Below are 12,263 nucleotides of genomic sequence, written 5' to 3' on the forward strand. Positions count from 1 at the left end.
TGCACCGGACACGCCGAGGGGAGTCACAGTGGTGACGGCCCCGCCTCGATCCGCTTCCACCTACGAACCGCCCGCTCTCGCCCCCTCGCGAGAACCACCTACACCAGAAGCAGGAGTCACCCCAGCGTGAGCACCACCGTCATACCCGAAGCCGTCACCGCCCACCTCACCGCCGGAGCCACCGACACCGCGCACCTGCGTAGCGCCCTCGCCGTCCTCAACCGCGTACTCGCCGACAGCAGCATCACCGCCGTCACCCCCGCCACCCGCGACGGCCGGGGCGAGAAGTACGTCCGCGTCCGCGGCATCGATGCCGCCGCCACAGCCGCGTACGTCTATCCGTACGGGCGCGTGGAACTCCGCCTCGACCACGAGGACGCCGCCGAATACACCCACCTCGAATGCGTCCGCCTGATCGACACACAGAACGGCAGCCCCCTGCGGGTCGAAGTCACCGCCACCGATCCCGTCGCGATCCTCGTCGCAACCGAACTCACCCGCATCGCCCTGGCAAAGCTCGGCAGCCAGCCGACCCGCACGCGACCGTGCCCCCTCCGCCGAGAGCACAGTCCACCGACTGTTGGTCCAGGCGAACCGAGGCCCGAGAACCAGCGGCGCCGGAGCACCTCGAACGAGAGCCGGCCCGAACGGCACCACCCTGCGGGACCATCACGATCGTGGCATACATCGAAGCCCGAGACCGAGGAGCGGCGCCCCGGATCCGCACGAGGTCCAGGGCGCCGCTCCTTCGGGCTCTATCAGGACTGAGGGGCGTGCTGAGCAGCTGCTGCTCGGTCGGTGCCGGTGGTCCAGTCACCGGAGAACAGATGACACTTCCAGGCAGACCCCGGCAGCACACGCCTGCTGATCGGCAGCGGGCCGTACTGCACAGGGCAGTGCGCTGTGCGCTAGGGCCTGTATCCGGTCCTGATCACGTGACGAGCGCAGGCAGTCCCGCCGAGGCGTTCCGTCAGCCCGCTGCGGTGCCGAGTCGGGTGCCCCGTCACGTCCGTCAGAAAATAGTAGCCATGGACATAGTAGCCATGTAATCTATCGAGCATGAGTAAGGGCTCACCGGGCCCCACGCCCGGCTTCCTGGTATGGCGGCTCGCCAACAAATGGCGCGTCGCGGTCGATCGCGCAGTGGCTCCGCTGGGGCTCACGCACGCGCAGTACTCGCTGGTCGCGTCGCTGCACGGCATGCAGCGCGGCGGCGAGCGGCCCAGTCAGCGTCGGCTCGCCGACCACACCGGCCTGGAGGCGCTGTACGTCTCGAAGCTGGCGCGCGCCCTGGAGTCGGCCGGTCTGATCGAGCGGACCCGCGACCCCCACGACCCGCGCGCCATGCAGCTCGCCCTCACCGAGGAGGGCCAGGCTGTCACACGGCAGGCCATCGCGGTGGTCCAGGACCTGCATCAGCAGTTGCTGGAGCCGCTCGGGGGCCTCGACGCCCCGCGGACGCACGCATTCACCGACGAGCTGACGACCCTGCTCGACGCACCTCTCGCTCCACCTGTACCGAACAACGAGAGCACTCAGAGGACAACACCATGACCATCACCGCACCCGTCGCCGACGCCCGCGCCCTCGGCCTGGCCCACTACGCCGCCCGAAGCGTCCTGGAGCATGTCCTGGCCCGGCACGGCATCACGTTCCAGCACCAGGTCGCCCTGCGCGCGGCCCTCACCATCAACATCCCGCAGACGCCGGACGATATCGTCACCCAGGTCCAGGGCTCCCTCAAGGCCGATCCGGCCGACATCCGGGCCACCCTCGACGAACTGCTCGCCAAGCAACTGCTCGTCGCGGAGGGCGCGCACCTTCGCCCCACGGACACAGGCCGCGAGCTGATCGCCGCCGTCGGCGCGGAGACCGCCCCCATCACCGCCCGGATCTGGGGCGGGATACCCGTCGCGGAGCTGGCCGCCGCCGGCCGCGTTCTCGCCCTGGTCACCGAGCGCGCCAACGCGGAGCTAGCGGCGCTGACCTCCTGACCGAGCAGGTCAGGGTCTGCATCTGGTTGTGATCAGAGGGTGGCTCGCGTGAGGTCCGTGATCCAGATCATGGAGGCGCGGAGATGCAGGCCGGCGAGGTAGCTGGCGGGGGTCTTGTCGTAGCGGGTGGCAATGCCCCGCCAGGCTTTCAGCTTGTTGATCAGGCGCTCCACGGTGTTCCTCTCCTTATAGAGGGCGGAGTCGTGGCTGACGGGCCGACCACCCTTACTGCCCTTGTTCTTCCGGTTGGCAGCCTGGTCCTTCTTCTCCGGGATCACCGCCTGAACTGCGGGCTGTCGGCGTCCTGTCCCGCGGTCAGGATGAGCGCGAGCGGGCGGCACTTGCGGTCAGCGGCGAGGTGGACCTTGCTGGTCTGCCCGCCGCGCGATCGCCCAAGCAGGGCGGCCTTCAGCCGGACTCTGTGCCGGCGCCGGATACGGCGTCGTTCTTCCCGGGCGGGGTCGCTGTCTCCGTTGTGCCCGTCTTGTCCCTCCGGGCCGCCCCCTTTGACCGTGTCACTTCTTCCTCGGCGGCAGCCTTCTCCAGGGCGGTGAGAACCTCGGGTGCCAGGTGCATCCCGGCGGCGTCGTGGTGGGCGCGGGCCGTGGTGGAGTCCACGCTGACCAGGGACAAGTCCACCTCGCCCCGCTCCGCTGCCTCGGCGATCAGACCCTCCAGCAGAGCCTCGAAGACACCGGCGTCCCGCCACTGCCCGGAATCGGTTGTGGACGGTCGACCAGGCCCCGAACTCCGCCGGCATCTCCCGCCACTGCCCGCCCGTCCTGAACCGCCAGATCACGCCCTCGAACTGCTGCCGGAGCCGCTCGGGATACGGGCCGCACTTCCCGATCGGCAGGTACGGCCCGATGAACTCCCACTCCTCGTCCGTCAGTTGCATCCGCGTCATGCAAGATGCGTTACCGGATTCGCTCCATAGCGCGGAGCGAATCCGTCAGGTTGATCACGACTCGATACCCGCCCTAACAGGTCCTGACAAAGGCGTTGGGTGTGGCGGTGTGTGATGAGGCAGGTGGCAAGGGCGAGGAACGCTTCGTGGATGTCGTCGCGTCGTTCCCAGCGGGTTCGTAGGCGTCGGAAACCGTGAAGCCAGGCGATCGTCCGCTCGACGACCCAGCGGTGGACGCCGAGTCCGGAGCCGTGCGGAACGCCGCGGCGGGCGATCACAGGTGTGACTCCCATCGCCCAGTCCAGCCGGCGGTACTTGTCGTGGTCGTAGCCGCGCTGTCAGCAACGTCTCGGGCCGCTTCGTGGCCGTCCCACCCAGCCGGCCACCGGTGGGATCTTCTTCAGCAGGGGTACCAGCTGCGTGACGTCGTGCCCGGACGTGCGCGATCGACCGGGCCGGGACCGCTTTGGGGCCCCGCCCGGCGGCCCCTTCCCCACGACCAGGCCAACGAGCATCCAAGCCGACAGTCGCACCACAACCGGCTTCTGTCAGGAGTTCTAAGGCCCAGACCGGGACCGTACGACACGGCCCCGCTGTCCGCATGCCGGTCCCGGCGTACGCCGGCGCGGAGACCTCGTCATGATGGGCCCATGATGCAAAGCGACGACCAGCACACCGACTCGCCGGCGATAGCCCTGCTCAAGGAGGTGGGAGCGGAGACGACCAAGCACTCCGGCGGCACGCTCCTGACCCACCTGCTGCGCGTCGAGGCGCTGCTCGCCGCGTGGGGCGCGCGGCCCGCGCTGCAGACCGCGGCACTGTGCCATGCCTTCTACGGCACCGACGGGCTGCCGTTGGTGCTCCTGGAGCTGTCTGAGCGCCATCGCCTCGCCGAGGCGATCGGTACGGAGGCGGAGGAGCTCGTGTACTTCTACGCCAGCTGCGACCGCAAGGCCTCCTACCCCAGCCTTGCCGCGCCGGACGGGGCGGCGGTGATCTTCCGGGACCGGTTCACCGGTGAGGAGTTCACACCGTCCCTGCAGCAGCGTCGCGACTTCGCCGAGCTCACGGTGGCCAACGAGCTGGACCTGGCCAAGGTGCACGAGTCCTTCCGTGAGCGTAACGGGGCGGACCTGCTCGAGCTGTTCTCGCGCTGGGCGCCCCTCCTGTCGGAGGCGACCCGCCGCGAAGTGACCGCAGTCCTCGACTGACTTCGGTCCGCGAATGACCGCGCGCCGTCGGCGAGATCCGATGTACCGGAGTGGGCGTTGATCTGGCGTACTCCGGCCCTTGGCCGGACAACCGGGAGGGGTCGATCCGTACGTGCGCGGGCCGCTCCGGAGTCCCACTTCAATCCGGTCGACGCCCCGGGATCTACGATTGCACCAAGGGCCACAGGGGGCGGGTTTCCCGGCACTCCCCCGCCCCGACCGGCATGTCGACCGGGAGCCCGGGTCGAACACCGAGCCCACCAGCACCTGGCGGCTGCCTCGGCGCCGTCACCAGGTACAGCGGGCGCCCCGAGAACTACATCCTCACCGCCGCCGGCCCTGCCCGCTCGGAGCCGAGAACACCGAGGGGGCACACGGCAGCCGCATCATGCGACCCAACCACGGCACACCACCGGGCACGGCGGGCCACCGCTTCGGTGGGCATGCCGGCGTCCGCGGGCCGCGTCGGCGGCCGCCCGGCGGACCCTGGCGGCGAACCGCCGTCGGCTGCATCTCCTTCGAACCTGAGGCCGCGACCCTGCGGGAAGGGCCTGTGGCCCTCCGTGCGTCTGTGCGGCGTCCTCAGGCAGTCAGCGCGAGCGTCACCTCGCGCCCGAGGACTTTGTAGCTGACAGACGAGGTCACGGGGGTTGCGCTCGGGGTCTACCCATCGTGAAAGCCAGCCGGTCCCATATCGGCATCGTCTGGTACGTCCTCCGGCCCCTCCAGACCGAGGGCATGCGCAACTCCGTGGCGAGCAGGGACTTTCAAGCCCGAACGCGGCCATACTCGTGGGGGATTCCCCGGCACAACCAACAAGTCTGTGACTACCGCTTCAGTCGGCTGCGAATTGCCAGGACAGCGAGTCCGAGGAGGACCGGCTCGATCAGGCGAGACACCATCTCGGTGTAGGTGCCGGCCGTGGTCAGGTGCTGATCGGAGGAACGGAAGATCACCGAGTTGACGACCACCCGCAGGGACTCCTCGAACCGCTCGGTCGTCAAACGCTCGTTGTAGGGACCGACCGGGTTGACGGGGTCGGGTTTGTCGGTGGTCATCGCGACACTGCGGCCAGCCACTGTGCCAGTAGTCTTCGGCTTCGGGTCGTGCTGTGGCAAACCCCACAGCATCATCGCCACCACGGTGGCGGCCATGGCCACCATGAGCCAACCCAGGGCGCGCGAGGCTCGCGTCCCGTAGCCGGACAGCGCCCAATACGCGGTGAGCAGGCTCCGCTCGGCCCAGGGGATGTCGTCGGCACGGCGGCGCATCTCCATCTCGCCGTAGTAGAAGTCAGCGGCACCCGGTTCGTGCTTGCCGTCCTCGAAAGCCTTGCGCAGTTGCCGGTACACCGGCGCAAGTGCTGCCGGCTCCCGCACCTCTTCCCCTTCTGGCGCAGGCATCCAGCCATCTGTGCCCCGGCCGTGGGCGGCGCGCCAGTGGTGTTCTTCGGCCAGCGTGCGGCGAGGCGTCCAGCGTACTGGCAGCATCCCGCGTCGACGTAGGCCGGAGGGGGCAGCAGCAAAGGTGTATCTCCCCTCGAGCCGCAGCTGATCGAGGTGGATGGTGCCGGCGAAGAGGCAGTCGGTGAGATCCACGCTGGTGAGTACCAGGTGCGCGGCATCCATTCCTCGCAGCGAAATTAGCCGCACGCCGGCATCCACGAAACCGGGCTCGTCCATTTCCTCGCCGTCCACGATGAAGGGCCGGGATCGGGCAGCGATGCTCAACGGGTGTTCGACGACTGCATCGCTCAAGTCCACTACCGAGTACCGTAATCGCAGCGCCGCGGTAGATGCCCACCGCGTTCGCCAGCACCATACGGCGGCTGCCGCCGCCTCCACAGTCACTGCGTCCCCGAACACCGCCTCGGACAGGGTCAGCGTGCGTGCGCACACCAGCGGCCCGATCAGTGCAGCGCGCTCGAACGCCACTCCCAGAAACGACACCTGACCGCCTACCCTCAGCCCACGGAACGTGGCGCTGCCGCTGAACTGGGCCCGATCAAATCTGCCATCACCACCGATGCCGGACTGGTCGAGCGAGAAGAAACCGCCGATCTCCACCCCTTTGAAGCACGCATCTCGCCCGATCTTCGCCCCGTCGAAGACGGCACGGCCGCCCACCTTCATCCGCTCGAACGAGGCATTGCCGTCGACCTCCACTCTCTCGAACATGGCGCGTCGGCGGACCTTCATCCGATCGAAGCAGGCGTTGCCCCCGATCTTCACCTGGCGGAAGAGGGCACGACTGCCGATCTCCGCTTGGTCGAATGAAATGTCGCCAGCGATCTCGGCCCCATCGAACAGGACGTCACCGTCGATCTCCACCAGGTCGAAGCGCAGGCTGCCGCGGAACATCGCCTCGTCGAAACGGGCCTGGCCGGTACGCGGCTTATGCGTGGACGGCTCCGTGAGCGCGGCGAGTAGTTCGCTCACCAGCTCTTCGGTGAAGTGGGTGCCTCGGTGATCGAGGTCGGCGCCGGGCCGAAGATCTGCAAGGTAGGCAAAGCGTTCGGCGTCGGTCAGGTGAGCCAGGCACGCGGTGTGTGGCTCGACCTGACGGCCGCGACACGCGTCGCCGCCTGGCAGGGAGCCGCGGCAATGCGGCCATGGCGGTGCGTGCGATGCAGTCCGGTACGGGGCGGCGGTCATGTTCGTGGGACGTGGAACAGAAAGCAGTCGGTTGCAGCGATCCACACCAAACATCCGGAACCTCAGAACCCGCTACGCTCTTGGCTGCGTGGGCCTCAGACGTCGCTTCTTATGGCTGCAGCGCATGCTGTTGACCCGGCTCAGATGTGTGTCGGTGCTGCATGAGACCCTCCGAGCATGAGCAACGACCTGGCAGTGCTCGATGCCCTTGCAGGCGATGCGGTGCCTGATACCGCGTCCACGTAACCATCTCCGCAGGTGGAGGATGGAGGGTATGGCCCCGTAGGAGGGGCTCGAGGGTGTGGCTGTCGTGCAGGTTCGCCCCTGAGATTCCGACGGGCGGGGGCAGACCGGTCCGCGCTCCTCGAGCAAGCCGCGCGATCTTTCTCGTCGGGGAGCAGTGCTGGCCTACGGGTAGTCAGGAGGGTTGTCGCTGCGATCCCGCAGCCTTGATCAGGCACGCGCGGTCGTCCGCGCTGATCAGTCCGTCCGGAAGGGTCTCGTCCTCCAACAACGTGCGCAACGCAGAAGCGTGTGCGGCGAAAGCGGCCCTTCCTTCTTCGCGTTCCGGGTGATCGCAGTCGTTCCCGAATAGCGCCACCTGGCGTTCGTCGTCTGCGTCGACGGGCGAAGACAGCTCCGCGGCAACGACCAAGAGGTCGAACAGGCCGGGCCGCACCGCTGTGTCAGGGACAGCCGCCAGGCCGATCAGGAAGGGCAGGACAGCCGGCGTCGCAGCGCTCGTGTGAAAAACACTGTTCATCACGCGCAGGGCCTCGAGGCCGGCTACCTCATCCAGGAGACCGCGGAGCAGGACCGGGATTCTTGCAGGGCACCCGGGAAGCTGTGACCAGTCGACATCGGCGCAGCCCAGCAGTGCGGGGTGGTCGCATACAGCTCGCTCCATATGCGGATATTGGCGGAGAAACCGGGCAACGGCAGCCTCTTTCGCATCCGCATCCATCACACACATCTCTCTGCCCCTGCCCCCACGACATCGCCCCGAACGACATCCACAGGACGGAACTCTTCCCGGGTCGGGTGTCGACCGCAAGCGGGAACGCCAGCAGCTGGCACCTCCCACCCAGGGGGTCGTGCCCCCTGGCCCGCCACCGGATTCCGGGACGACCCGCGGACGGCGGCGGCCCTGACCCGCAGGGTCCGATGCCCGGCCCGGCGTGGAAGTCAGCGGACCAACGGATCAGGGCTGGACACGACTGGTTGCGCGTACGAACAACCGCCACACGAAGTGGCCTGGGTTCATGGAATCGACCGACATCTGCTTGACCGATGAACCTGCGGCAACGTAGCTTCGACCGAACCGACTCGAGAGCTACCACTGGAAGGAGGCGAAGCCGGATGTCGAACGTCTCCGAGCTGCTTCGCCTCGCACACCAGATCGCCTGGGCTCCCGGTCGTGTAGCACACGGCTGCTGAACAGCCCCCTTCCCGGCGCGCCTGATTACGGCCCGGGCACCTTCCTCTCTCCGTCACCACCTGCGGCACGTCGTTGCGTGCCGATTTGTCGCGCTCGGCGTTATCGAGCTGCGACCACTGAAAGAGAAAGCTCCTGAAATGGCGACTTGGACAGTCACATCGACCGCGCGCCGAAATGCAAGTGCGGCATGGTAGCGGCACGGATCACGGTCAACGGGAAAGAAACACCGATTGCACCGGCTGCAGCCCACACCACCGTGCTGGACTTTCTGCGCGAGCGTGGCCTCACCGGCACCAAGGAGGGCTGCGCCGAGGGGGAATGCGGCGCCTGTTCCGTCCTGGTGGCCCGTCCCGGGGTGAACAAACCTACTGACTGGGTGGCGGTCAACGCCTGCCTGGTCCCGGCCGCAGCGCTCGACGGCCAGGAGGTCATCACCTCCGAAGGTCTCGCCACCGCCGGCGAGTCCGGCGTGCCGGCCTCGTTGCACCCTGTGCAGGAGGAGATGGCCGTTCGCGGCGGTTCCCAATGTGGTTACTGCACACCGGGATTCATCTGCAGCATGGCCTCCGAATACTACCGGCCCGACCGCTGCACACACCCGGACTCGGCCGACGGCACCGGCACCAGCACCGGCACCGAGCACGGTCCGAACGGTTTCGATCTGCACGCGCTGAGCGGAAACCTGTGCCGCTGCACCGGCTACCGCCCGATTCGCGACGCCGCGTTCGCCGTCGGTACACCCACGGAGAACGACCCCCTGGCGCAGCGTCGCGAGCAGTCCCCACCCGAACCGGTCGCCACCGAATACACCCGGGACGACAGTACGTTCCTTCGGCCCGGCACCCTGGCCGAGACCCTGCAGCTGCTGCGCGAGCGGACCGACGCGGTGGTCGTCGCCGGAAGCACCGACTGGGGTGTGGACGTGAACATCCGTTCCCGCCGGGCGAATTGCGTGATCGCGGTCGACCGCCTGCCCGAACTGCGGGAGATGCGCGTCGCATCCGACCACATCGAGATCGGGGCGGCGCAGACGCTCACGGAGATCGAACGCCGCCTCGACGGCAGCGTCCCGCTGCTGGCAGAGCTGTTCCCCCAGTTCGCATCCCGACTCATCCGCAACAGTGCGACCCTCGGCGGCAATCTGGGTACCGGGTCCCCCATCGGTGACAGCCCGCCGGTGCTGCTCGCACTGGAGGCATCGGTCGTACTCGCCGACGCCGACGGTGAGCGCGAGGTCCCGCTCTGCGACTATTTCACCGGTTACCGGCAGAGCGTGCGCCGTCCCGGCGAGCTGATCCGCGCGGTGCGCATCCCACTGCCGCTGTCACCCGTCACGACCTTCCACAAGATCGCCAAACGGCGCTTCGACGACATCTCCAGCGTGGCGGTCGCCTTCGCGCTCGACATCGAGGACGGGATCGTACGCAAGGCACGCATCGGCCTGGGCGGTGTGGCCGCCACCCCGATCCGCGCCCTCGCCACCGAGGCGGCCCTGGAGGGCAAGCCGTGGGCGGCGCAGACCGTCGAGGCCGCGTCCCGGGTGCTGCAGGCCCAGGGCACACCCATGGACGATCACCGCGCCAGCGCCGGATACCGCTCCGCGATGCTCGGCCAGAGCCTGCTCAAGCTGTACGCGCAAACCACCGAGGCGGTGTCGTCATGAGCCATTTGTCCGAGCGCCCCGAAATGCCTGTCGTCGGCGTTTCCATGCCCCACGAGAGCGCCAACCTGCATGTCACCGGCGCCGCGCTCTACACCGATGACCTGGTCCACCGCACCAAGGACGTACTGCACGCCTACCCGGTCCAGGTCATGAAGGCCCATGGCAGGATCACCGCGCTGCGCACCGAGCCCGCGCTCGCCGTGTCCGGTGTGGTCCGCGTGCTGACGGGTGCCGACGTTCCCGGTGTCAACGATGCCGGTATGAAGCACGACGAACCGCTGTTCCCCGATGAGGTCATGTTCCACGGCCACGCCGTCGCTTGGGTGCTCGCCGAGACCCTGGAGGCGGCCCGGCTCGGTGCGGCGGCCGTCGAGGTGGAACTCGACGAACAGCCCTCCGTGATCACGTTGCAGGAAGCGATCGCTGCGGACAGTTTTCACGGCGCCCGACCCTTGATGCTGATTGGCGACGTCGACGCCGGCTTCGAGGACTCCGCGCACGTGTTCACCGGCGAGTTCCAGTTCTCCGATCAGGAACACTTCTATCTCGAGACGCACGCGGCGCTGGCCCACGTCGACGAGGGCGGGCAGATGTTCGTCCAGAGCAGCACCCAGCATCCCTCGGAGACGCAGGAGATCGTCGCGCACGTGCTCGGCCTGCACAGCCACGAGGTGACCGTGCAGTGTCTGCGGATGGGTGGCGGCTTCGGCGGCAAGGAGATGCAGCCCCACGGGTTCGCGGCCGTCGCCGCGCTCGGCGCCAGGCTGACCGGCCGGCCGGTCCGCGTGCGGCTCAACCGGACCCAGGACCTGACCATGTCCGGCAAGCGCCACGGCTTCCACGCGACGTGGAAGATCGGCTTCGACGCCGAGGGCCGCATCCAGGCCTTGGACGCCACCTTGACCGCGGACGGCGGCTGGAGCCTGGACCTGTCCGAGCCCGTCGTGGCCCGCGCCCTGTGCCACATCGACAACACCTACTGGATCCCCAACGCGCGCATCGCCGGCCGCATCGCCAGGACCAACAAGGTCTCCAACACCGCCTTCCGCGGCTTCGGCGGACCGCAGGGCATGCTGGTGATCGAGGACATCATGGGCCGGTGCGCGCCACTCCTCGGCCTGGATCCGATGGAGTTGCGCGAACGCAACTTCTACCGGCAGGGCCACTCGACACCGTACGGACAGCGGGTTCTGCACCCCGAACGGATCTCCACCGTCTGGAGCCAGGTGAAGGACGACGCCCGCATCGCCGACCGCCGGGCCGAGATCGAAGCCTTCAATGCCGCGCACCCGCACACCAAGCGAGCGCTCGCGATCACCGGGATCAAGTTCGGCATCTCCTTCAACCTCACCGCCTTCAACCAGGCCGGCGCGCTGGTACTGATCTACAAGGACGGCTCGGTCCTGATCAACCACGGCGGCACCGAAATGGGGCAGGGCCTCCACACCAAGATGCTGCAGGTGGCCGCGACCACACTGGGTGTTCCGCTGCACAAGGTGCGGCTGGCCCCGACGCGTACCGACAAGGTCCCCAACACCTCGGCAACCGCCGCCAGTGCCGGGGCGGACCTCAACGGCGCGGCGGTGAAGAACGCCTGCGAGCAATTGCGCGGGCGGCTGCTGCAGGTGGCCGGAACCCAACTGGGTGCGAACGCCTCGGACGTGCGCATCGTCGAGGGTCTCGCGCGCGTCCTCGGGAACGACAGGACGCTGGCCTGGGACGACCTGGTGCGCACCGCGTACTTCCAGCGGGTCCAGTTGTCGGCGGCCGGCTTCTACCGGACCGAGGGCCTGCACTGGGACGCCAAGACGTTCCAGGGCTCGCCGTTCAAGTACTTCTCCTACGGTGCCGCCGCGACCGAGGTGGAGGTGGACGGCTTCACCGGCGCATACCGGATCCGGCGGGTGGACATCGTGCACGACGTCGGCGACAGCCTCTCCCCGATGATCGACATCGGTCAGGTCGAGGGCGGTTTCGTGCAGGGCGCGGGCTGGCTCACGCTCGAGGACCTGCGGTGGGACGCAGGCGACGGGCCGAACCGCGGTCGGCTGCTGACCCAGGCCGCGAGCACCTACAAACTGCCGAGTTTCTCGGAGATGCCCGAGGAGTTCCACGTCAGGCTGCTGGAGAACGCCACCGAGGAGGGTGCGGTGTACGGCTCCAAAGCGGTCGGTGAGCCTCCGCTGATGCTGGCCTTCTCGGTGCGAGAAGCGCTGCGGCAGGCGGCCGGGGAGTTCGGGCCCTGCGGAGTCAGCGTGGAGCTCGCCTCCCCCGCGACACCGGAGGCGGTGTACTGGGCGATCGAAGCAGCCCGCAAGGGCGGCGTGCGGCACGACCGTCGCGCCCGCGGCGGCGGCGAGGTCCCCGCCGAGGCAAGTGCTTTGAGCAATGCCTGA

8 protein-coding genes and 2 pseudogenes are annotated in these 12,263 nt (G+C 68.2%); 6 read left to right on the top strand and 4 right to left on the bottom strand.

Annotated features, from left to right (window positions below; all coding sequences use genetic code 11):
- Positions 1 to 126: 126 nt before the first annotated feature.
- From ACZ49B_RS21740 to ACZ49B_RS21750, 3 genes are all read left to right on the top strand, one after another.
- On the top strand, positions 127 to 768 hold the full coding sequence (locus tag ACZ49B_RS21740; protein WP_468308313.1) for a hypothetical protein: 642 nt from the start codon (positions 127 to 129) through the stop codon (positions 766 to 768).
- A 291-nt stretch (positions 769 to 1,059) separates the two neighbouring features.
- Positions 1,060 to 1,554: a MarR family winged helix-turn-helix transcriptional regulator gene (locus ACZ49B_RS21745; RefSeq protein WP_468308315.1), complete on the top strand. Its 495-nt coding sequence runs from the start codon at positions 1,060 to 1,062 to the stop codon at positions 1,552 to 1,554.
- Positions 1,551 to 1,994: a MarR family transcriptional regulator gene (locus ACZ49B_RS21750; protein ID WP_468308317.1), complete on the top strand. Its 444-nt coding sequence runs from the start codon at positions 1,551 to 1,553 to the stop codon at positions 1,992 to 1,994. The genes ACZ49B_RS21745 and ACZ49B_RS21750 overlap by 4 nt, the downstream gene beginning before the upstream one ends.
- Before the next feature lie 32 nt (positions 1,995 to 2,026).
- On the opposite strand, the pseudogene ACZ49B_RS21755 reads toward ACZ49B_RS21750, so the two are convergent.
- A pseudogene (locus tag ACZ49B_RS21755) lies at positions 2,027 to 2,901 on the bottom strand (transposase).
- Positions 2,902 to 3,005: 104 nt separating this feature from the next.
- Positions 3,006 to 3,382: pseudogene (locus ACZ49B_RS21760) on the bottom strand (transposase); the annotation flags it as partial.
- Positions 3,383 to 3,551: 169 nt separating this feature from the next.
- On the opposite strand from ACZ49B_RS21760, the gene ACZ49B_RS21765 reads away from it, so the two are divergent.
- Positions 3,552 to 4,112 (top strand): DUF6817 domain-containing protein, encoded by a 561-nt coding sequence (locus tag ACZ49B_RS21765; protein WP_468308320.1) that lies wholly within the window; start codon positions 3,552 to 3,554, stop codon positions 4,110 to 4,112.
- An 827-nt stretch (positions 4,113 to 4,939) separates the two neighbouring features.
- Here the strand turns inward: ACZ49B_RS21765 and ACZ49B_RS21770 are convergent.
- Both ACZ49B_RS21770 and ACZ49B_RS21775 read right to left on the bottom strand, forming a co-directional pair.
- On the bottom strand, positions 4,940 to 6,766 hold the full coding sequence (locus ACZ49B_RS21770) for a pentapeptide repeat-containing protein (protein ID WP_468308322.1): 1,827 nt from the start codon (positions 6,764 to 6,766) through the stop codon (positions 4,940 to 4,942).
- Between the two features lie 418 nt (positions 6,767 to 7,184).
- Complete coding sequence (locus ACZ49B_RS21775) at positions 7,185 to 7,730, bottom strand: hypothetical protein (RefSeq protein WP_468308325.1); 546 nt, start codon at positions 7,728 to 7,730, stop codon at positions 7,185 to 7,187.
- A gap of 661 nt (positions 7,731 to 8,391) precedes the next feature.
- Here ACZ49B_RS21775 and ACZ49B_RS21780 point away from each other — a divergent pair.
- Positions 8,392 to 9,867 carry a xanthine dehydrogenase small subunit gene (locus ACZ49B_RS21780; protein ID WP_468308327.1) on the top strand — a complete coding sequence of 492 codons (1,476 nt, stop codon included), beginning with the start codon at positions 8,392 to 8,394 and terminating at the stop codon, positions 9,865 to 9,867.
- The gene (gene xdhB / locus ACZ49B_RS21785; protein WP_468308330.1) at positions 9,864 to 12,263 is read left to right on the top strand and encodes a xanthine dehydrogenase molybdopterin binding subunit; all 2,400 of its coding nucleotides are present in this window, start codon (positions 9,864 to 9,866) and stop codon (positions 12,261 to 12,263) included. Before ACZ49B_RS21780 ends, xdhB begins: the two co-directional genes overlap by 4 nt.

Source organism: Streptomyces sp. NPDC031132 (assembly GCF_055570595.1).

Excerpts from the sequence above, each read along its gene's own strand:
- xdhB (WP_468308330.1), top strand. The coding sequence starts at position 9,864 with ATGAGCCATTTGTCCGAGCGCCCCGAAATGCCTGTCGTCGGCGTTTCC.
- ACZ49B_RS21750 (WP_468308317.1), top strand. The coding sequence starts at position 1,551 with ATGACCATCACCGCACCCGTCGCCGACGCCCGCGCCCTCGGCCTGGCC.
- ACZ49B_RS21745 (WP_468308315.1), top strand. The coding sequence starts at position 1,060 with ATGAGTAAGGGCTCACCGGGCCCCACGCCCGGCTTCCTGGTATGGCGG.
- ACZ49B_RS21765 (WP_468308320.1), top strand. The coding sequence starts at position 3,552 with ATGATGCAAAGCGACGACCAGCACACCGACTCGCCGGCGATAGCCCTG.
- ACZ49B_RS21770 (WP_468308322.1), bottom strand. The coding sequence starts at position 6,766 with ATGACCGCCGCCCCGTACCGGACTGCATCGCACGCACCGCCATGGCCG.
- ACZ49B_RS21780 (WP_468308327.1), top strand. The coding sequence starts at position 8,392 with ATGGTAGCGGCACGGATCACGGTCAACGGGAAAGAAACACCGATTGCA.
- ACZ49B_RS21775 (WP_468308325.1), bottom strand. The coding sequence starts at position 7,730 with ATGGATGCGGATGCGAAAGAGGCTGCCGTTGCCCGGTTTCTCCGCCAA.